Source organism: Streptomyces sp. NBC_01497 (assembly GCF_036250695.1).
Taxonomy (GTDB): domain Bacteria; phylum Actinomycetota; class Actinomycetes; order Streptomycetales; family Streptomycetaceae; genus Streptomyces.
Window position 1 is genome coordinate 953,265 of the sequence record NZ_CP109427.1, and the last position, 19,494, is coordinate 972,758.

Annotated in this window: 20 protein-coding genes, 1 tRNA gene and 4 pseudogenes; 11 read left to right on the forward strand and 14 right to left on the reverse strand. The window is 69.3% G+C overall.

Annotated elements, in window-relative coordinates; translation table 11 throughout:
* The first annotated feature begins 100 nt into the window (after positions 1 to 100).
* Positions 101 to 568: a VOC family protein gene (locus tag OG310_RS04170; protein ID WP_329454514.1), complete on the forward strand. Its 468-nt coding sequence runs from the start codon at positions 101 to 103 to the stop codon at positions 566 to 568.
* Between the two features lie 48 nt (positions 569 to 616).
* Here the strand turns inward: OG310_RS04170 and OG310_RS04175 are convergent, their stop codons facing one another.
* The 4 genes from OG310_RS04175 to OG310_RS04190 all read right to left on the reverse strand — a co-directional run bounded on the left by OG310_RS04175 (position 617) and on the right by OG310_RS04190 (position 3,278).
* Positions 617 to 823: a hypothetical protein gene (locus tag OG310_RS04175; protein WP_329454515.1), complete on the reverse strand. Its 207-nt coding sequence runs from the start codon at positions 821 to 823 to the stop codon at positions 617 to 619.
* A gap of 241 nt (positions 824 to 1,064) precedes the next feature.
* Entirely contained in the window at positions 1,065 to 1,313 is a 249-nt protein-coding gene (locus OG310_RS04180; RefSeq protein ID WP_443078544.1) for a plasmid stabilization protein, read from the reverse strand.
* 19 nt (positions 1,314 to 1,332) lie between these two features.
* The gene (locus OG310_RS04185) at positions 1,333 to 2,217 is read right to left on the reverse strand and encodes an SDR family oxidoreductase (protein ID WP_329454516.1); all 885 of its coding nucleotides are present in this window, start codon (positions 2,215 to 2,217) and stop codon (positions 1,333 to 1,335) included.
* A gap of 278 nt (positions 2,218 to 2,495) precedes the next feature.
* Positions 2,496 to 3,278, reverse strand: coding sequence for an Fpg/Nei family DNA glycosylase (locus OG310_RS04190; protein ID WP_329454517.1), 783 nt, complete (start codon positions 3,276 to 3,278; stop codon positions 2,496 to 2,498).
* Between the two features lie 701 nt (positions 3,279 to 3,979).
* Between OG310_RS04190 and OG310_RS04195 the strand changes: the two genes are divergently transcribed.
* The 3 genes and pseudogenes from OG310_RS04195 (at position 3,980) to OG310_RS04205 (ending at position 7,246) form a co-directional block, all read left to right on the forward strand.
* Complete coding sequence (locus OG310_RS04195) at positions 3,980 to 4,546, forward strand: DUF2243 domain-containing protein (protein WP_329454518.1); 567 nt, start codon at positions 3,980 to 3,982, stop codon at positions 4,544 to 4,546.
* A gap of 8 nt (positions 4,547 to 4,554) precedes the next feature.
* Positions 4,555 to 5,316: pseudogene (locus OG310_RS04200) on the forward strand (cytochrome c oxidase assembly protein); the annotation flags it as partial.
* Positions 5,317 to 5,779: 463 nt separating this feature from the next.
* A complete protein-coding gene (locus OG310_RS04205) occupies positions 5,780 to 7,246 on the forward strand; it encodes an aminotransferase class I/II-fold pyridoxal phosphate-dependent enzyme (protein WP_329454519.1) in 1,467 nt (488 codons plus the stop codon).
* A gap of 347 nt (positions 7,247 to 7,593) precedes the next feature.
* Here OG310_RS04205 and OG310_RS04210 read toward each other — a convergent pair whose 3' ends face one another.
* Together OG310_RS04210 and OG310_RS04215 are read right to left on the reverse strand one after the other, a co-directional pair.
* Entirely contained in the window at positions 7,594 to 7,725 is a 132-nt protein-coding gene (locus tag OG310_RS04210) for a hypothetical protein (protein ID WP_329454520.1), read from the reverse strand.
* Entirely contained in the window at positions 7,722 to 8,606 is an 885-nt protein-coding gene (locus OG310_RS04215) for an NAD-dependent formate dehydrogenase (protein ID WP_329454521.1), read from the reverse strand. Before OG310_RS04215 ends, OG310_RS04210 begins: the two co-directional genes overlap by 4 nt.
* Positions 8,607 to 9,086: 480 nt before the next feature.
* Here OG310_RS04215 and OG310_RS04220 point away from each other — a divergent pair.
* The 3 genes and pseudogenes from OG310_RS04220 to OG310_RS04230 all read left to right on the forward strand — a co-directional run.
* Positions 9,087 to 9,439: pseudogene (locus tag OG310_RS04220) on the forward strand (alcohol dehydrogenase catalytic domain-containing protein); the annotation flags it as partial.
* Entirely contained in the window at positions 9,439 to 10,290 is an 852-nt protein-coding gene (locus OG310_RS04225) for a glycoside hydrolase family 3 N-terminal domain-containing protein (RefSeq protein WP_329454522.1), read from the forward strand. The pseudogene OG310_RS04220 and the gene OG310_RS04225, both read left to right, overlap by 1 nt.
* Positions 10,248 to 10,439, forward strand: a complete 192-nt coding sequence (locus OG310_RS04230; protein ID WP_329454523.1) for a hypothetical protein — start codon at positions 10,248 to 10,250, stop codon at positions 10,437 to 10,439. The genes OG310_RS04225 and OG310_RS04230 overlap by 43 nt, the downstream gene beginning before the upstream one ends.
* 422 nt (positions 10,440 to 10,861) lie before the next feature.
* Here the strand turns inward: OG310_RS04230 and OG310_RS04235 are convergent.
* The 3 genes and pseudogenes from OG310_RS04235 to OG310_RS04245 all read right to left on the reverse strand — a co-directional run.
* Positions 10,862 to 11,266 (reverse strand): annotated as a pseudogene (locus OG310_RS04235) (TetR/AcrR family transcriptional regulator); the annotation flags it as partial.
* Between the two features lie 171 nt (positions 11,267 to 11,437).
* Complete coding sequence (locus OG310_RS04240; RefSeq protein WP_329454524.1) at positions 11,438 to 12,415, reverse strand: aldo/keto reductase; 978 nt, start codon at positions 12,413 to 12,415, stop codon at positions 11,438 to 11,440.
* Between the two features lie 214 nt (positions 12,416 to 12,629).
* A pseudogene (locus tag OG310_RS04245) lies at positions 12,630 to 12,899 on the reverse strand (IMP dehydrogenase); the annotation flags it as partial.
* Positions 12,900 to 13,680: 781 nt separating this feature from the next.
* On the opposite strand from OG310_RS04245, the gene OG310_RS04250 reads away from it, so the two are divergent.
* Positions 13,681 to 14,049 carry a tyrosine-type recombinase/integrase gene (locus OG310_RS04250; protein ID WP_329454525.1) on the forward strand — a complete coding sequence of 123 codons (369 nt, stop codon included), beginning with the start codon at positions 13,681 to 13,683 and terminating at the stop codon, positions 14,047 to 14,049.
* 99 nt (positions 14,050 to 14,148) lie between these two features.
* On the opposite strand, the gene OG310_RS04255 is transcribed toward OG310_RS04250, so the two are convergent.
* Positions 14,149 to 14,222, reverse strand: a tRNA-Pro gene (locus tag OG310_RS04255).
* 342 nt (positions 14,223 to 14,564) lie between these two features.
* On the opposite strand from OG310_RS04255, the gene OG310_RS04260 reads away from it, so the two are divergent.
* Entirely contained in the window at positions 14,565 to 15,032 is a 468-nt protein-coding gene (locus OG310_RS04260) for a DUF309 domain-containing protein (RefSeq protein WP_329460015.1), read from the forward strand.
* A 33-nt stretch (positions 15,033 to 15,065) separates the two neighbouring features.
* Here the strand turns inward: OG310_RS04260 and OG310_RS04265 are convergent, their stop codons facing one another.
* The 3 genes from OG310_RS04265 to OG310_RS04275 are packed head-to-tail and all read right to left on the reverse strand — an operon-like array spanning position 15,066 to position 17,874.
* Positions 15,066 to 15,701, reverse strand: coding sequence for a LutC/YkgG family protein (locus tag OG310_RS04265; RefSeq protein ID WP_329454526.1), 636 nt, complete (start codon positions 15,699 to 15,701; stop codon positions 15,066 to 15,068).
* Positions 15,698 to 17,158, reverse strand: a complete 1,461-nt coding sequence (locus OG310_RS04270) for a LutB/LldF family L-lactate oxidation iron-sulfur protein (protein ID WP_329454527.1) — start codon at positions 17,156 to 17,158, stop codon at positions 15,698 to 15,700. Before OG310_RS04270 ends, OG310_RS04265 begins: the two co-directional genes overlap by 4 nt.
* Positions 17,155 to 17,874, reverse strand: a complete 720-nt coding sequence (locus OG310_RS04275) for a (Fe-S)-binding protein (RefSeq protein WP_329454528.1) — start codon at positions 17,872 to 17,874, stop codon at positions 17,155 to 17,157. Before OG310_RS04275 ends, OG310_RS04270 begins: the two co-directional genes overlap by 4 nt.
* Positions 17,875 to 18,175: 301 nt before the next feature.
* On the opposite strand from OG310_RS04275, the gene OG310_RS04280 reads away from it, so the two are divergent.
* Together OG310_RS04280 and OG310_RS04285 are read left to right on the forward strand one after the other, a co-directional pair.
* Positions 18,176 to 18,412, forward strand: a complete 237-nt coding sequence (locus OG310_RS04280) for a DUF5133 domain-containing protein (RefSeq protein WP_329460016.1) — start codon at positions 18,176 to 18,178, stop codon at positions 18,410 to 18,412.
* A 73-nt stretch (positions 18,413 to 18,485) separates the two neighbouring features.
* The gene (locus OG310_RS04285; protein ID WP_329454529.1) at positions 18,486 to 18,953 is read left to right on the forward strand and encodes a MarR family winged helix-turn-helix transcriptional regulator; all 468 of its coding nucleotides are present in this window, start codon (positions 18,486 to 18,488) and stop codon (positions 18,951 to 18,953) included.
* On the opposite strand, the gene OG310_RS04290 is transcribed toward OG310_RS04285, so the two are convergent.
* Positions 18,927 to 19,328, reverse strand: a complete 402-nt coding sequence (locus tag OG310_RS04290; protein ID WP_329454530.1) for an STAS domain-containing protein — start codon at positions 19,326 to 19,328, stop codon at positions 18,927 to 18,929. The genes OG310_RS04285 and OG310_RS04290 overlap by 27 nt on opposite strands.
* Positions 19,329 to 19,494 lie beyond the last annotated feature (166 nt).

The window sequence follows — 19,494 nt, forward strand, 5'->3', positions numbered from 1 at the left end:
CTCGGCTGTGGGCGGCCCTGCAGGAGCTCGGCGGACGTGGATGCCGGAATCCCCCTCTCCTGCCAGCATACGAACTGACGTCGCATGCGGGATGTGCGCGATGCACGGTGTGGACCTCGACCTGCAGAAGCAACTTGCAAGAGCACAGCCGCCCGGGCTGACAGGCTCACTCTGTGCAGAGCGGATCGCCCCGGCCTGGCAGGGGCTGATCGTCCCTCCGCCCGGCTACCGGCGATCCCCACTGGCGGTGACTTTTTTGGGAAGATTACCTCTGGCATATGCCCGGGCGCAGATCAACGCCCTCATCGTCGACGCCCCCGCCCCCGAGCGTCTTGGCGCCTCCTGGTCCGTCCTGCTCGACAGACCTGTCGTGGACCGTACGGGCCCGTACGCCTGGCTGCAGCGGCGGAACGGGACAGGCCTGGGCTTTCCGCAGACTGCACAGCCGAAACCCGGCAAGAACCGGATGCACTTCGACATCTCCTCATCCGACCACAGAACCGTAATGAGAGCGAACTGCGGGCTCACAAGGGCTCAGTCCCACGCACATGCTCAAGGCTGCCGGTAAAGTCGGCGCCCTCCATCGGGACCGGTCTCGGCTATGTGTCCCACGAGCTCACGTGCGTCCCAGTCCCCCAGCCTGTGGTCTGCTCGGCAGTTTGGTCATCCGCTCGGCAACATCCGGCTGCGCGAAGAAGAACCAGTGCCCCCACTGGACGGCGAGCTCCGGCATCACCCGGGACAGGTGCTCCGTCAGTGGCAGGCGGTCGACAAACGCCGCCCGGGACACGTCCTCGGGATGGTCGACTACGAGGCGCAGCACCGCACTGCCCCCGCGGTCCTGGTGACTTTCTCGTGAGGTACCGGCTGCCGTCCGGTTTGCGTGGGCCGCCGCAGCGATCGCCGCATTGTGATCTACCCGCCGCGCGTACCACCGGTGGCCCAGGCTCGTAGCCGAAGGTGTCTCGGCGGAAGGTAGCAGGTCTTGTCCCATTTGTTTCTGTAATGGCCGCCGGACTCTCACCGCGTTCCGGGCCGCTCGGCCACTGCCGCGCCGCGCGGGTTCAGCGCCCCACCGCCTTGCGCAGTTCTTCCTTGTTCATCGAGGAACGGCCCTCTACGTTCTTCCTCTTCGCCTCTTCATAGAGCTGATCGCGGGTGGGACTGACCGGCCCCCGATGCGAACGCTCACCACCGCGCTGGGAGGCCGACTTGGCATCACGTGTGGACGTTCGGCTCGCGGACCTGGATCGCCTCGACGTGGCGGAGGGAACCGTCCGTGACGATCCCGACGATGCGCCCGGCGACCGCACCCGCGTACCTCTGTGCGGGTCAGGGCAGCGGGGTGCCGCCAGTTGCGTTGACGATCTCCGCCGTCAGGAAGCTGGCGTGCTCGGAGGCGAGGAACACGTAGGAGGGCGCGATCTCCGCGGGCTGGGCCGGCCGTCCCAGAGGGGCCTGCTTGCCGAACTCGTTGGTGCCCGGCAGCGTCGCCGGGATGAGAGGCGTCCAGACCGGGCCCGGCGCCACGGCGTTGACCCGGATGCCGTCCGAGGCCAGCATCTGGGCGAGTCCCTGGGTGAACGTGACGATGCCGCCCTTGGTCGTGGCGTAGTCCAGCAAGTGCGGGCTGGGCTTGTAGGCCTGCACGGACGTGGTGTTGATGATGGACCCGCCCCGCGGGATGTGTGGCACGGCGTACTTGCTGAGCCAGAACATGCCATACAGGTTGGTCTTGAGGACCCGGTCGAACTGCTCGGTCGTGATCGCACCGATCCCGTCCGGCTGGGACATCTGAAATGCCGCGTTGTTGACGAGGACGTCGATTCGTCCGAACTCGTCCACCGCCCGGTCGATCAACGCTCGGCACTCGTCCTCCTCACGAATGTCGCAGGGAACGGCTATGGCCCGGCGACCGGCGTCCTGGACGAGGCGGGCGGTTTGCTCGGCGTCCTCCTTCTCCGGCTCCAGATAGGTGAACAGCACGTCGGCGCCCTCCCGGGCGTAGGCGAGCGCCACGGCCCTGCCGATCCCGGAATCGCCGCCGGTCACGACGGTCGCCCGGTCGCTGAGCAGACCGCTGCCGCGGTAGGACTCCTCGCCGTGGTCGGGCGGCGGGTCCATCGGTCCCGTCCAGCCGGGGTGGCTCTGGCCCTGCTCCGGAAAGTCGGGCTGGGGGTGCTTCTCGGTTGGATCGACGTTGTGCTGGTCGTTCATGGCAGCCTCCGTGGTTCTGATCGACGCTCGCACGGTGTGGAGCCGGTACGGCTCCGCGGCACCCGTCCCTGCGCGGTGCCCCGCGCTCCGGCCCCCGCGTACCCTGCGCCGCACTGGTGACACCGGGCCCGACATGCAGGTGGGTACGACTCGGCGGCCCGGCCGCTCCGCATGCCCCCGGCGGGCCGCCACGAGGGCGTCACGTACCCGTGCACTGTTCGTGACCCGCCGCCGAGGGGGTCATGCCGTCGGCCCTTGCGGGTGACCTGCTGCGATGCTCAGCTCTGGCACACCGGACACCACACCGTCCGTCGGCCCGCCACCCGGCCGGAGCGCAGGTGCGCACCGCACCGCGGGCACACCGGATCCACGTCCTCCCTGCGCCCGGTGAGCCAGCGTCGCCGCGGCGGTACGCAGCGGGCGCGCACGGACGTGTCGAGGACCCGGCCCATCGAGGTGTGCACATGCCGCACGGCCGTGTCGCTCAGCTCGCGTGCCGGAAGACGGGGGTTGATCCGGGCCCTCCAGAGGATCTCGTCGGACAGCAGGTTCCCCAGCCCCGCGATCACGGACTGATCCATCAGCGCACTCTTGACGGCGCCCCGTTTCCCGGCCAGTACATCCTGGAATTCCTCCCTGGGCACGGCCAGAGCGTCGGGGCCCAGCCTGTCAAGAATCCGTTCGACACCGCGCTTGTCAGTCAACTGCAGTCCCTGCAACTTGCGTTGATCCGTATAACGCAGGTGCTGCGCATCGTCGAGAGTCAGGACCACGCGGTCGTGTGCCGCGACCGGCTCGTCCAAAGAACAGCAGCGGAACGACCCCGTCATGCCGAAATGGCAGACAAGTGTCATGTCACTGCCCTCGACCGGGACGAACAGGCGTTTCCCATGACGCCACGGGTCTCCCAGCCGCCTGTCCTCCAGCTCTCTCCTCAGGCGCTCCTCCCCCACGCCTCGCAGCACGCCGGCGTCCAGAACCCGTACCTCCGAGACACGCCGCCTCGAACCGCACTCCCTCAGCACTGTGCGGAATCCTTCGACGTCCGGGAGCTCGGGCATCCATGTCACCTCGTTTCAGCGTCCTGATCCGACCGATTCACCGCCAGCACCCGACGGCCTCGTCGTCCTGCGACCCGGAGGGAGTAACGCCCCCAACGACGGCCTCACCGGGCCCCGTACGCGGGGTGGTTCGGTGCGGCCTCGGGGCGCCGACCAGCGCACGAGTACCCGGGAAACCGAGGGCGAACACCGCCGAGTGGAACAGGCCGAGGTCGCGATTTTCCGGCCCCGAGCCACGCGGGTTCCGTTCCCGCGCGGGCCGAGCGGATTCCGGTGGCGGCCCCGGGAACCCGCGGTTCCGCCGACTCGCTGCCTCACGACATCGGCCGGCTTCCGCCGCTCGCAGCCCGGCGAAGGTCCACGACGCGGAGAAGGCGGCTCTTCGGAAGGCTGCGACGGTCGAGCAGACCGCGGTGTGTCTCCGAATCGCGGGCGGCCCATCACACGCGTAAGTCGAGCCGTGTACCGACATGCGGCCGGATGCCCCGGTGCGGCCCGATCCAGGTGGGGGGCGCGGGACTGACCGACGACGTCCCCGTACCGCCGCTGCGGGGGCGGCGACTCCGTCCCTACGGGGCCACATGGCCCAGCCGCATCGGGGGACCGACTGAAGTACCGCACCTCCGGGCGACCTGAGCCGGACGAACGGGCAAGGTGCCGGTAAACCCTGCACGCGTTGCCGTCCGCAGGGAGAAGCGGTGATGGCCACCATGGCGGGCAGTCGCCGGGCGCCCAAGGCAGCACCGAACAGTCTGCAGCTGCCGGGCGTCATCCTCGGTGTGGGCCTCGGCGGGTTCGTCGACGGCATCCTGCTGCATCAGCTCCTGCAGTGGCACCACATGCTCACCAGCACCAACCACGACCGAATCGGGGTCAAGTACTACAACCCCCACACAGTCTCCGGGCTGGAGATGAACACGCTCTGGGACGGCATCTTCCACGCCGTGTGCTGGATCGCCGTCCTGCTGGGCCTGGCCACCCTGTACTCCAGGGTCACGCACAACCGGCGCGCGGTGTGGACCTCACGCGTCCTGTGGGGTTGGATCCTGGCCGGCTGGGGCCTGTTCAACCTGGTCGAAGGCATTCTCGACCACCAGATCCTGGGCATCCACCACGTCCACGGCGGCCCTTACCGGGCATGGTGGGACACCGCATTCCTCGTCCTCGGCGGCCTGCTGTTGATCGGCGGCCACCTCCTCCAGCGCACTGGCCGCCCCTACGACCCGACCAGCGCAGGCGGCCACGAGCGGGCCGGTGACCACACCTGATGGACGCTATGCACCATCAAGAAGCCGGCCTCCCGGGCACGGCCCTTTGCCTACTGCCGCTGCTCGCCGTCAGCGTGGGCTACCTGCTCGATGCACGCCACGCCCGGCGCCGAAACCCTGCTCAGGGCTGGAATGCGAGGCGCTCGGCATCGTTCCTCACCGGGACGGCCCTCCTCGCCTCCGCGTTGCTGCCGCCCCTGGCTACGGCCGCGCACGCCGACTTCCGCGCGCACATGGCCCAGCACATGCTCATCGGCATGTACGCACCTCTCGCACTGGTGCTGGGCGCGCCAGTCACCCTCCTGCTGCGCGTCCTCCCGGCCGCTCGAGCCCGACGGCTGACGGCGCTGCTGCACAGCCCCCTCGCACGAGTGCCCGCCCACCCCGCCGTCGCACTGTCCCTGAGCACCGGCACGCTCGGACTGCTGTACTTCACGCCGTTGTACAACTCGGCGACCGCCCACCCTGCGGGGCACTGGCTCATGGACGCCCACTTCCTGATGTCCGGATACCTGTTCGCCTACGTCGTCGCAGGCCCCGACCCGGCGCCCGCACGGCCCGGTGTCAGAAGCCGGCTGGTGTACCTGGGGATCGCGATCGCCGGACACGCACTGATCGCTGAAGCCATGTACGGCGGCTTCTTCGTCGACATCCACGCGCCCGTCGCACAGGTGCAGCAAGGTGCGGAGATCATGTATTACGGCGGGGACATCGCCGAACTCCTCCTGGCCGGAGCCCTGGTGGCGACCTGGCGGCCCGGGCGACGCACGACAAGGACGACACTGCCCCGATGGCCGAAGTCCGATGCCGTGACTGCGACCGCGACCGCGACCGCGACCGCGACCGCGACCGCACAGGCTGACAGAGAAGCACGCCTCCCGGTCGAACCTCCGCGTGCCCCGCCGAGCGCCCGGGCTTGCACAGGCGGGCGAGGTGACGGGAGGCGCGTACATGGCATCGCCGTGCGTGCCGGCCGTGCCCTCCTCCACGATTTGCCTACCCACTCCCTGCTGTCGGGGTACTGGTTTTCCGGGACGGCCCCGCCCTTCCCACCCCGGCCCTCGCGGCTCCCGCTTCCAGGCCCGACTGGTCGGTAGGGCCCTCCCTGTCGACCCGTACACCCCGATCTCCCGCGAGTGGCGGGTCGCAGACAAGGGACCTCCCCCGTAGGCCGTTCGGTGCATGCGGCGAAGAAGACGCGTCGCATGGAACAAGCACGGGAAGGCGGTGGTCATGGACCACTCACGTGCTCCGGTGCTGGAGGCGCTCCAGACCTACCATGCGACCGCACAGACCCCGTTCACCCCGCCGGGGCACAAGCAGGGAAGAGGGGCCGACCCCCGGGTCCGTGACGTGCTCGGCGACGCGGTCTTCCGTTCGGACGTGCTGGCCATCAGCGGCCTCGACGACCGTTCGTCCTCTGGCCGCGTGCTGGAGCGGGCGCAGGCCTTGATGGCCGACGCCGTGGGGGCAGAACACACATTCTTCTCGACGTGCGGCAGCTCGCTGTCGGTAAAAGCCGCGATGCTCGCCGTCGCGGGGCCTCACGAAAGGCTCCTCGTCGGGCGGGACGTGCACAAATCCGTCGTCTCCGGGCTCGTGCTCGCGGGGATCCAGCCGATCTGGATCGACCCCCAATGGGACGCCGAACGGCACCTCGCCCATCCTCCGACGGCCGCCTCGTTCCGAGCAGCATTCGAGGAGTACCCGGACGCGAGGGGCGCCCTGGTCACGACACCGACTCCGTACGGCACATGCGCCGACCTCGCGGCGATCGCGGAGGTCTGCCACGAGCGGTCCCGGCCGCTCATCGTCGACGAGGCGTGGGGCGCCCATCTCCCTTTCCACCCGCGGCTGCCCACCTGGGCGATGGATGCCGGGGCGGACGTCTGCGTCACTTCCGTCCACAAGATGGGCTCCGGGCTCGAACAAGGCTCGGTCTTCCATCTCCAGGGCGCCCTGATCGCACCGGAAGTGCTACGAAGCCGGGCCGACCTGCTCGGTACGACAAGCCCTTCCGTGCTCGTCTACGCCGCCCTCGACGGCTGGCGCCGTCAAATGGTGGAGCACGGCAGGGCGCTCTACGACGAGGCCCTCACGCGCGCGGAGTCCGTACGCAAGGCGATCGCCTCGATCGACGGCATGCACGTGCACGGCAGGCAGGACTTCTGCGGTCCCGGTCTCTCGAACGATCTGGACCCTCTGCAGATCGTGATCGACATTTCCGAGCTCGCCACGACCGGCTACCGCATCACCGACTGGGTCCGCGAGCACCACGGGGTCAACCTCCACACGGCCGACCACCGCCGTATCAACGCGCAGCTGACCCACGCGGACGACCGGAGGAGCGAGGAAGTGCTGCTGGCGGCACTCCGGGACGTGTCCGCGCACGCGGACGGGCTGCGCGACTCCGCCGAGATCGCGGTGCCCGACCCCGCGGGCCTGCGACTGGAGCAGGTCATGCTTCCGAGGGACGCCTACTTCGGTCCGGTAGAGGACGTGCCGTGGCAGCGGGCCGCCGGCCGGATCGGCGCCGAGGTGCTGACGCCCTACCCGCCCGGCATTCCCGCCGCACTGCCCGGAGAGCGCCTCAGTACCGCGGTGGTGGAGTACCTCCGCAGCGGGGTCGAGGCCGGCATGGTCGTGCCGGATGCCGCCGACAGTGACGTGAAGACGATCCGGGTCGTGCGCGGGGAGTGAGTTCGCCGCGCGGGGGCGCCGAGAAGGAGGAAGAAGGAGTGGATCGATGGGCTCGCCCTCGTCCCCCGTGCTCAGGTGCTCGTGTCGGTGGCTCCCGGTCCGGACTTCGGTGACAGCCTCGGAACGCGGCCTCTTGGTGCATCCTCCGATGCCGCGGCCCCACGGTGTGAGCATGTTCTCGGAGTGACGCCGGACGCGCAGAGGCCGGGTCGGGTGCGGGCGGAGCCTGGGAGGGGCATCGCACCGCTTCCTTGAAGGGCCCTCGGCGTGGCTACGGCGTCGGCGTTGAACGCCAGGGCCGTGAGCGTTGCTCCCCGCGGCTGGGCGGCGCCGGCTCGTCGGTCGTCTCACGAGGCGTCGACCAGGACGTAGTCGGGCGGAAGCGGCTCGCCCGAGAGGTAGGCGCGGAGGATCTCCTCGACCCCGGCCGCTATGCGCTCCTGTGCTTCCAGAGTCATGCCCGAGTAGTGGATGGTCATGGCGTGACGGGGCATGCTCCGCCACGGGTGGTCTGGGGGGCCGGCTGGGGATACCACGTGTCGCCGGCGTACCCCGCCAGGTGGCCGCTCTCCACGGCCTCCACCAGGGCATCGGTGTCGACGATGCCGCCTCGCGCGGTGTTGACCAGCCAACTGCCCGGCTTCATGGCCGCCAGCCGTTCTCGACCGAAGAGCGCCTTGCTGCCCTCCATGAGCGGCAACGCCAGACAGACCACGTCCGACTCGGCCACCAGGTCGTCCAACCGCGCATACTTGACCCCGAGCGTCGCCTCCTCCGCGGGCGTGCGGCGGTGATTGGCGTAATACAGCGCCCGCACATCGAAGCCCTTGAGGCGCAAGGCCGTACGGGCACCTATCGCACCGAGCCCGACGAGCCCCACGGTCTTACCTTCCAGGTCATGCGCATCGCGGGAGACCTTGGCAATGTCCCATCCGCCCTCCACCGCTTGTCGATGGCCCGGCAGCATGTTGCGCACAAGTGCGAGGATCTGCATGACGTTGTGCTCAGCGACACTGACGACGTTGCTGCCGGTGACCTCGGCCACCGAGATGCCGTGCCGCTCCGCCACCGCCTCATCGATGTGGTCGGAACCGATGCCTGCGGTGATGACCAGCTTGAGCCGCTCGGCGTTCTCGACCCGCTTCTCGTTGAGGTAGACGGGCCAAAAGGGCGTGGTGACGAGCACCTCCGCGTCTTCAAGCTCCGCGTCGAGGGCCGCGTCGGTGTCCGACATGCCGACGACCTCGTGCCCCTGCGCCTCCAGGAAGGGACGCAACCCGAGGATCTTGTCCGCGGACGCGAGAACCGGTGTGTCCTCGTTCTGCTGTTCTGCGGGGTACAGCACTGCCACGATCTTCATGTGCGAAGGCCTCCAGGTTGAAGGGGCGGACGGCGCGCCGGTCAACGTCCGGCACCGAGCGTGAGCAGCGGGGCGAGTACCCAGGAGAGCTCGGTGAAACGGGTCATGTCCGAAGCCGAACTCCCGGGAACCGGGGGAAGTGGGAGCTGTCGTCCACCTCCGGCTCGCGGTGCCTGGGCCGACGTCCGCATCGTGTGTGCCTCCGGCGGTCTCCGCGAGGCCCGAGGGAGGCAGGTGACGGCCGGGTCCTGCTGGTCTCGGCGCGGCCACTTCTGCCGCTTCCCGCGCGACGTGCCTCGCGGGGCATGCCCGGGTAGGCAATCCGGCTCCAGGCAGCGCCTTCATCCATGCCCCGCCATACACCGGGCGGAGCTCTCGTAACACCGGGCCCTTGTCGAACACCCCGGATGGGGCATGCGTCAGTCCCGTTGGGTCCGCCTTCGCGAACTGCCGTGACGTCGCGAAAGTGGTGAGGCCAGGATGAAGGCGCTTGAGGGTCCGAAGGATGTCGTGGTCAAGGACGTTCCCGATGCGCGGACCGAAAGGCCGACCGACGCTCTCGTCACGATCACATCCACCAACATCTGCGGCTCCGACCTGCATATGTACGAGGGCAGGACCACCATGGAGACAGGACGTGTCCTCGGGCACGAGAACCTCGGCGAGGTAGTGGAGACGGAGCGGGCGTGGACCGCGTCAAGGTCGGTGACCGGGTGTGTCTGCCGTTCAACGTCGGGTGCGGATTCCGCGCGAACTGCGAGCGTGGGCTGACCGGGTTCTGCCTGTCGGTCGACTCCGACACCCCGGGAGGCTCGTACGGTTTCGCAGCCATGTGAACGCCGCGGCCACGACCGAAGGCGTCCAGAGCAACCCCGGCGTCGGCGTCACCGTCAAGCACTTCGCCGGGAACGACCAGGAAGCCAACCGCAACGCTGTCACTGACGTCGTCAGCGAGCGGGCGCTGCGCGAGATCGAACTCAAGGGCTTCGAGATCGCCGTCAAGGCCGCACAGCCGATGGCCCTCATGAGCTCCTGCAACCAGGTCAACGGCAGCTACAGACCGGCCAACTACGACCTGTTCACCGACGTGCTGCGCGGGGAAGAGGGTTACAAAGGTACGGTGATGACCGACTGGGGCGGCAGCCACAGCCCTGTGGGTGTCATGTACTCCGGCACCGACCTGATAGAGCACGGCGGGAACCCTGGCGAGATCATCAACGCCACGGTCAAGGTGGTTCCCACCGTCGATATCGACGGTCTGCCTGCGTACAACCGGGTGATCAACGGCACCCGCACCAGCTACACCTACCGGCTGGGCGGTCTGACCCTCGCGGCCGACGGCGCTACTGCCGTGTCCACCACGGTCAACGCCGCAACGGACCTGTCGAAGACCCCTCTTTCCGGCACCACCACAACGGACACGATCAACAACCAGGTGTACACGGCCAACCCGAAGTTCACCTCGGTCGATGATGCCTACCAGGCGGTGCAGACCCTGCTCGCCTCCGTGGCTCTGAGCACCGCCCAGAAGGCCGGCGTCAGCATCACCAACGTCGTCCATGCCACACCCGGTGACGCCACCACACCGGTCACCACCTACACCGTGAACCTCACCGAAAACTACCCCCCGCTGGCTACACGATGCGCCTGGTCGACCTGCAGCGCAGCGCCATCCGCCTCCTGACCACTGCCTCCAGAACCGAGTCCTTCCAGCAGCTCGCCCAGCAGCACGGTGTCAAAGGCATCAAGGTCGGCCCCTACGGCAAGCTGTTCACCGACCTCGACCCGACCCTCACATCCTCCAAGGGTCGGGTGAAGAAGGCCGGGGACTAACCCCCACCCGAAGGTGCCTCTGCCCTCAATACGGCAGGCGTCTGGCAAGTCGGAGTGACCCACGGGCGGATCGCGCCCGCACAGGAGCGGGGGCGATCCGCCCGTTGGCCCTGGCGCGACTGGCGTGGCTTCGACGCGGCTGTCCATGGCAGTGTCAGAGAGTTGGACAGGAAATTTCCTAGCCCGTCCCTGAAACCCCCTGACGAGGACGTGCGAGGACCGAGCGGCGATGTCAAGGGAGTCCGCGGTGCCCCGCACGGCAGTCACCGCCGATCGACAGTCCGGGCCATCAGGACGCCGCCGTGGATCTCCGGCAGTGACAGCCCCAAATCGAGGGAGAAGGGGTCGTAGTCGACCGTCACGGCAACTTCCGGGTTGACGGCTCAACGAGTCACGGGCCCCGCCGGTCACACCGCAGGCCGGCCCGAGCCAGTTCGAACCGTAGGCCGACGCCAGGTGATGGGCGCGGCCAGGCGCCTCAACTCTCCCTCGGCGGTGAGGGATGCGACAATCGTGACGGTGCCCTGCACGGCCAGTGGATGCCGGTCAGACCGGCATCGCGCAGCCGGGCACGGAGGCCGTCGCGCAAGGTGATGAGCGCGACGATCGCCACCGTGACCGGCCCGAACAGGTCCTGCAGCGCGTCGGCGAGGTTGTCCACCACGCACCCGGTGCCAGCGACCGCGCGCAGAGTCGAGGTCCGGTCCTCGATGCCGCGGACGCGGTCGAGGACCAGTTCCGCCAGGAAAGCGTCGAAGTCGGTGAAGTGCCGGGTGCAGCACGCCCTTGGGACAGTTCGTCTCCTCCGTGACCGCCCTGCTGGTCAACGCGTCGGGCCCGTCCCGGAGCGAGACGCGCTTGGCGGCTTCGCAGCGCGGTGACGACGTACGAGAAGAAGTCGGTGGCCAAGCAGCCCTACGGCCTGCGGGGGCCCGTCACGCTGCAGCCCTCCCGTTCCGTTCCCACGGCTCGTGGTCAGCGTCAGAGGCGGGCCGGAGTCATCGCTCCATCATCCGCATGCCCACTTCATCGTGCGTGTCCCCCACGGCCGCGGGGAGGTTGTTGAGCTTCTCGATCTGTTCGGCTGTCAGTTCCACGGCGTCGGCGGCGCTGTTCTCCTCGACGCGCGCCACGTGCTTGGTTCCGGGGATGGGGGCGATGTTGTCGCCCCTGGTCAGCAGCCAGGCGAGAGCTGTCTGCGCCGGGGTGGCTCCCGCCTCGGCGGCGACGGCCTGGACCTGGTCGGCGATGCCAAGGTTGTGCTGAAAGTTCTCGCCGGTGAAGCGCGGGATGCTTTTGCACAGGTCGGTGTCGTCGAAGCCGTCGGTGGAGCGTATCTGCCCGGTGAGGAAGCCGCGGCCCAGGGAAGAGAAGGGCACGAAGCCTATGTTCAGCTCACGCAGCAGAGGCAGCAGCCGTGTCTCGGAGTGCCGGGACCACAGGGAGTACTCCGACTGGATGGCGGCGACGGGGTGGACGGCCTGGGCGCGGCGGATCGTCTCCGGGCCGGCCTCGGACAGGCCGATGTGCCGGATCTTGCCCTCGGTGACCAGTTCGGCCAGTGTCCCGACGGTGTCTTCGATGGGCGTGCCCGGGTCGACCCGGTGCTGGTAGTAGAGGTCGATGTAGTCCGTGCCCAGGCGCGTGAGCGAGCCTTCCACGGCGGTGCGGATGTTGGCCGGACTGCTGTCGAGCTGCCCGGCGGGACGGCCGGTGTGGGAGACGATGCCGAACTTCGTCGCCACCACGGCGCGGTCACGACGGCCCTTGAGCGCTTTGCCGAGAAGTTCCTCGTTGACGTACGGGCCGTAGACCTCTGCGGTGTCGAGGAGCGTCACACCGATTTCCAGAGCGCGGTGGATGGTGCGGATCGACTCGGTGTCGTCCATGCCGGCTCCCGTGTAAGCGCCGGACATCGACACCAGGCCCAGCCCGATCCGGGACACCTCCAGGCGTCCCAGCTTGATGTGCTTCATGGCGTTTCTCCGTTCTCCGGCGTCGTGTGCGGTGTGCCGGGCGCTGTACCCGGCTCCGCCGCCCGTTCCCGGCGTTGTTGTCGATCATTCGCGCTGGGATGCGCGGCCCGTTCGTGATCGAGGTGGGCCGGAGCAGCAGGGCGGCAAGGAGCGCTCGCCGCTGATCCCCGGTGTGCCGCTTCCGGCCGTGGCCGGTACCGGCGCTTTCGAAGAGTCAGGGGCGAATGAGGACCTTGAGCGCTTCGCGGTCGTTCATGGCCTTGTAGCCGTCGGGTACGTCGTCGAGGCCGACGGTACGGTCGAAGACCCGTCCGGGCTGGATCGCGCCCGAGAGGACGTCGGGCAGCAGTTCGGGGATGTAGGCCCGCGCGGGTGCGACGCCACCGGTGAGGTGGATGTTCTTCAGGAACAGGTTGAAGCCCAAGGTGAATTCTTCGTACTGCGGGGCTCCGACGCGGGAGACGGTGCCGCCGGGTCGGGTAATCGCCCCAACCCTTACCGTGCGCGCGTCCGCTGGTTCGATCCCACGATGAAGCGGCGCCTGTCTCTGTCGGAGGGAAAGGCCGACGAGGACGAGGCACAAGAGTGGCTCCACGCCATCATCGAAGCAGCGCAGGCCGGACTGTCCCCAGCGCTCGCCACCATGAAACTCGCCGAATACGGCGACGCGAACATGAACCTCGCGTTGCGTGGGCTGGAGTTGAAGACCCTCGACCCCTATCTCGCGGGATGGCGGATGCGCGTGGTCCCCGCTCTGGGCCACCTTCCCGTACGAATGATCACCAACGGCGTCGTCGACCGCACCGTGCAGAACTGGATCGTCGACGAACAAGGCCGCTCCACGGTCAAGAACACCATCGCCGTACTGGTTCGCGTCATGGAGCAGGCGGTCCGCGACGGCATCATCACCGTCAACCCCGCCCGGGTGACCGGCTGGCAGAAGCTCTACAAACAGGCCGAGGACGAACTCCGCGACCCGCGGGCCCTCGCCCTGCCGACTGGGGCACACTCGTCCAGCTGGCCGATGCACTCGTCACCGCCTCCTCCAACAACTACCGGGGCTGGGGCTACGTCGTCCTCTTCGCCGCGAGCACCGCCGCCCGGATCGGAGAAGTCTCAGGCTGCCGCGTCGGAGACATCGACACTAGCCAGTGGATCTGGACCGTACGACGCCAGACCACATCCGCGCCCGGCGGACTCACCGACAAAGGCACCAAGGGCAAACGCGCCCGGAAGGCACCATCATCGAAGAGATCCGCCCCCTCGTGGCGCAGCGCATCCTCTCCGCCGGCCCCGCCCCCGACGCCCGTCTGTTCACCGGCCCACGCGCAGGACGCATCTCCACCGCCGTCTTGCGCGACGCCACCCACTGGGACGAGGTAGTAACCCACCTCGGCTACGAGCACCTTCGCCGCCACGACCTGCGCCACACCGGACTCACCTGGCTCGCCGACGCTGGAGTCCCCCTCCACGTACTACGCAGGATCGCCGGCCACGGGTCCCTCACGACCACACAGCGCTACCTACACCCCGACACTCACAAGATCACAGCCGCCGGTACAGCACTCTCCGCGCACCTCAGCGTGCTCCGCGCCCCACGAACCCTTCCCAGCACGACCGTCCTCACCCGCTGACACCGGTCAAGCAACACTGGTCCCCAACGGGTCCCCAAAAACGATCAAGGGCCGGTCTCGGATCTCTCCGAAACCGGCCCTGACCTCGACTCTTTCGAGTCGGGACGACAGGATTTGAACCTGCGACCCCTTGACCCCCAGTCAAGTGCGCTACCAAGCTGCGCCACGTCCCGGTGCGTGATCACGCGTGCCAAACAATACCGCACTCCGGAGGTACCCAGGTCACGGCCGGACGCCATCGCGGGGACAATCGGGGTATGGCGAAGAACGAGCGGGACGGCGAGGCCCCGGACGACGGCACCCCGGACGTTCAGACCCCGGGTGGCACGGCCTCGGACGGTGGGCGGCCGGGCGCTGAACAGCCGGACGGTGAGCGGCCGGGCGCTGAACAGCCGGACGGTGAGCGGCCGGGCGCTGAACAGCCGGACGGTGAGCGGCCGGGCGCTGAACAGCCGGACGGTGAGCGGCCGGGCGCTGAACAGCCGGACGGTGGGCGGCCGGAGGGGGAATCCTCCGTGGGCAGGGACCGGGATGCCGGGGGGCGGGCCCGCAGCGCGCGCCCCAGGGACGGCCTCGGCCGGCCGCTGCCCTACGGGGCGCGGGGCGTGGAGCGCCAGCCTGAGGGTGTCGTGCGGGCGCCTGAGGAGAGCATCACGCAGGCGCAGCGGCTGCTGGACGCGGGCATGCCGTTCCACGCCCACGAGGTGTTCGAGGACGCCTGGAAGTCCGGTCCTGCGGACGAACGCGCACTGTGGCGCGGACTCGCCCAGCTGGCAGTGGGGCTGACGCACGCCGCGCGCGGCAACCCGAAGGGCGGTGGGCGGCTGCTGCTGCGTGGCGCGGGGGTCGTGGAGGCGTCGGCACCCGCACACGGCCTGGACCGTCCGGGGATCGTGGCGTGGGCGCGCGGACTCGCCGCCCGTGTGGGCGCGGGCGGCGAGGTGGTCGACCCGGCGGCCGAGGCACCCCGGCTGCGCGGCTGACCCGGCCGGGCCGCTTCGGCTCGCGGCGCGGAATCAGCTCTCGACCAGGATCACTTCCAGGGTCCGGGGGCCGTGCACGCCCTCGACGCGGTCGAGTTCGATGTCGCTGGTGGCGGACGGCCCGGAGATCCAGGTGAGGGGCCGGGTCGGGTCGAGGCGCGGCATCGCCTGCGGGACGCCGCCGACGACCTGGTCGGGGACGCGGACGACGCAGATGTGGTGGTCGGGCACCAGCGTGATGCGTCGCCTGCCCTGGTCGGGGCCCGCGTCCAGGACGATGGTGCCGGTCTCGGCGATCGCCAGGGCGCAGCCCGTGACGACGGAGTCGACGGCGTCCAGTTCGGCCGAGGTCGCCGCGGGCCGGTCGGGCACCCGGGTGACGTCGCTGTCCGCGAGCCACTTCTCCGGCAGCCCCGGCGGTACGGCCACCGAGGTGCTGCCGTGCTCGGTGAGCAGGCGGGCCACCAGGGCGGGCAGCGCCGCCATGTCACAACGGTGCACGATCGCACGGTAGTCGTCGAGGTTCTCCGCGAGCAGGTCCACGATGCGCTCGTCGCTCGTGTGCGTCTCCCGGTAGGCACGCTCCGGCTCGGGCGCCTCGGGAGCCTGGGCCACGGCCGCGCGGACGCGGGCGAGGATCTGTGTCCGGGAGTGCGGGGCGGGGCTCATGATCCGCCGTCCTTCCTGGCGCCCGGGCGGGCGGCACCGTTGGTGCGGTTCTTGCGCCACCAGTCGCGGAACGACTCGGGGGGCATCTCGGGCAGGTCGCGCGTGTTGGTCCAGGCGCCGGCGCCGGGGAGCTTCGAGGGGTGCAGCCTCCGGGTCGCGGTGGCGGCGCGTTCCCCCGCCGCCAGCACACCCGGGTGCTCGAACACCCAGCTGGCGGCCTTGATTGCGGTGCGCTCCAGGAAGTGCCCCTTGCCGCCCTGGTGGGCCACCCGGTCGCGCAGGTGGACCAGCACCTCGGGGATGTCGATCGCCACGGGGCACACCTCGTAACAGGCGCCGCACAGGGAGGAGGCGTACGGCAGGGAGGCGTCGATCTCGCTCTGCGTGCCGCGCAGTTGGGGGCTGAGGATCGCGCCGATCGGCCCCGGGTAGACGGAGCCGTAGGCGTGGCCGCCGGCGCGCTCGTACACCGGGCAGACGTTGAGGCAGGCGGAGCAGCGGATGCAGCGCAGTGCCTGCCGGCCGACGTCGTCGGCGAGGGTGTCGGTGCGGCCGTTGTCGAGCAGGACGAGGTGGAAGACCTTCGGCCCGTCACCGTCGGTGGTGCCGGTCCACATCGTCGTGTACGGGTTCATCCGCTCGGCGGTGGAGGAGCGCGGCAGCGTCTGTAGGAAGACCTCCAGGTCCCGCCATGTCGGCACGACCTTCTCGATGCCGACGACGGAGATCAGCGTCTCGGGCAGGGTCAGGCACATCCTGCCGTTGCCCTCGGACTCGAAGACGGTGAGGGTGCCGGTCTCCGCGACCATGAAGTTGGCGCCGGAGATACCCACCTTGGCGCGCAGGAACTTCTCCCGCAGGTGCAGCCGGGCAGCTTCGGCCAGTTCCCGCGGCGAGTCGGTCAGGTTCTCGGGGGCGGCCTTGCCCCACTTGCCCATCTGGCCGGCGAAGATCTCCTTGATCTCGGCGCGGTTGCGGTGGATGGCGGGCACCAGGATGTGCGAGGGGCGGTCGTCGCCGAGCTGCACGATCAGCTCGGCGAGGTCCGTCTCGTACGCGGAGATGCCCTCGGCGGCGAGCGCTTCGTTGAGGCCGATCTCCTGCGTGGCCATCGACTTGACCTTGACGACCTCGGTCTCGCCGGTGGCCTTCACCAGGTCGGCGACGATGCGGTTCGCCTCGTCCGCGTCGGCGGCCCAGTGCACCACACCGCCCGCGGCCGTGACCGCCTCCTCCAGTTGGACGAGGTAGCGGTCCAGGTGGCGCAGCGTGTGGTCCTTGATCTGCTTGCCCGCCTCGCGCAGCTCCGCCCAGTCGTCGAGTTCGGCGACGGCCTTGGCGCGCTTGTCGCGGATGGTGTGGGTGGCGTAGCGGAGGTTGCCGCGCAGGGTCTCGTTGGCGAGCGCGTCCTTCGCCGCCGTGGGGAAGGCCGGCATTCCGAGATACGTCCCGCTCATGCCCAGGGCTCCTCTTCAGTCGACGCAAGGATCTCCGCGATGTGCAGGGGCCGCACCGGATCACCCTCGCGGCTCAGTACACCGCCGATGTGCATCAGGCAGGAGTTGTCGGCGCCGCAGAGCACTTCGGCGCCGGTGGACACCGCGCTGCGCACCTTGTCCTGGCCCATGGCGGCCGACACGTCGGCGTTCTTGACGGCGAAGGTGCCACCGAAGCCGCAGCACTCCTCGGCGCCCGGCAGCTCGCGCAGCTCGATGCCCTTGACGGCGCTCAGCAGTTTGTGCGGACGCTCGCCCAGGCCGAGGAGGCGCAGGCCGTGACAGGAGGGGTGGTAGGTGACGGAGTGCGGGAAGTACGCACCGACGTCGGTGACGCCCAGTACGTCCACCAGGAACTCCGTGAGCTCATACATCCGAGGTGCGAGCGCGGTGGCGGCGCTGTCCCCCATCGTCGGATAGTGGTTTCTGACCATCGCGGCACAGGAGCCGGACGGGGTCACCACATGGTCGTAGCCGTCGAAGACGCCTGCCATGCGACGGGCGAGGGGCACGGTCTCCTGGCGGTACCCCGTGTTGAACTGGGGCTGTCCGCAGCAGGTCTGCCCCTGGGGGAAGTCGACTTCCACCCCGAGGCGTTCCAGGAGCCGCACGGTCGCGATGCCGGTGGCCGGGTACACGGCGTCATTGACGCAGGTGACGAAGAGAGCGACGCGCATGGGTGGAGCATATGTCGGCCCCTGACGTGGACAGAAGGCCCCGTCCGTTCTGATGGGTCATCAGACATCCGATGGCTGAGCCCGGGCGAGGGACGCGCCGGAGTCCGGCGCGCGCCGGGCCCGGTCACGCCGGACGGTGATACCGCTCCATCACCCGTGCGGGCCCCGCCTGTTCGCCTGGGCCCGCACGCCTGTGACTGCTGCCACCCGAGAGATCCGGCATGACTTCCGGGGCAGTGGGCAGGCGCCGGGATGCGACGTCCGCCTGATGGACCCCACCGAGGAACAGGTAGGAACACCCGTGCTGATGGCCCACCCCACGACTCTGCGCCACCACGTCCTGAGCTACGAGACCGCGCGGGAGCTGCACGCCCGGCAGGGGAACAAGGAGACGGGACGGCGTCTTGAGGACGCCACCTACACGCTCTGCGTCTCGACCGGCACCCGAAGCGCCGACGACGCGCTCGCCGCGGCCGGCAGACAGCTGGCGGCGGCGGAGGCGACGACGGCACCGGGCACATTCGCTCCCGCCGTCTGACTCCCGGTACGACGGCCCTCGCCGCCACGAGAAGCACAGTCAGTACACGACGCGCGAACGAACGGATCGGCCCATGGACGGCCATGGCGCACAACCGTCGACGGACACGCTCCGCGATGCTGCCGAGACGCTGGCGGACTCCGCGGAGGCCGTCACCGAGATCTCCGTCACCACGGCCACGGCGCTCGACCCGTGGCTGCTGCCGAACCGGCTGAGAGTCCTCCGGTTCGTCGGCGAGAGGCCCGGGGTCAACCTGACCGGCCTCGCCGCCGGAGCGGGAATGACACTGCCCAGGGCCAGCCGGATGTGCGCGGCCATGGAGTCCGCCGAACTCATCGAACGCAGACCGGTCCGCCAGGACCGCAGGGAGATCGGTCTCGTGCTCACCGGGCGCGGTACCGCGCTGCTCGCGGACTACCGGGCCCTGCGCGCCTCGCGCATCGCGGACGTCATGCGCCGTATGCCCGACGACCGCCGCGCGGACCTTCTCGCCGGGCTCCGGGCGTTCGTCGCGTCACTGGGCGACGCGGGAGAGCGCTGACCCGTCCGAGGGACCACCGTCCGCGGCGAGAGCCTCCGGCACGGACTCGTAGACCCCCAGCGCCTGCCCCAGACCGATCACCGTGAACAGGCGCCGGACGAACGCGGACGGGCGCGCGACGCGCAGCCGGTCCCCGAGCATGGCCCGGGCCTGGAGCAGCACATTCACCGTGGTCGAGTCCGCGAAGACGACTCCCGACAGGTCCAGTACGACCGCTCCGGTCCCGCCCGAGTCCTCGGCCGCCCGTTCGAGCGCGTCGGCCAGCGGCTCAGCCGTGTCGAGGTCGAGTTCCCCGTCGACGGCGAGCACGACCGCGCCGTCCTGCGCGCGCACGGTCAGTTCCATCGCCCTGTCGGCGCTGGGAGGAGGCAGCACATTGTTCCTTTGCACGGTCGACGGCACGGCACCAGGGACCCCACGATAGAAGCGATAGTTGTCATTTGACAACATTCTCCGGTGGGCAACAATCTGTTCACTGCTTCCACGCGGCTCCATCGCACCGGAGGTACCGTGCCCGTACCAGGAAGTAGGGCTGAATGAA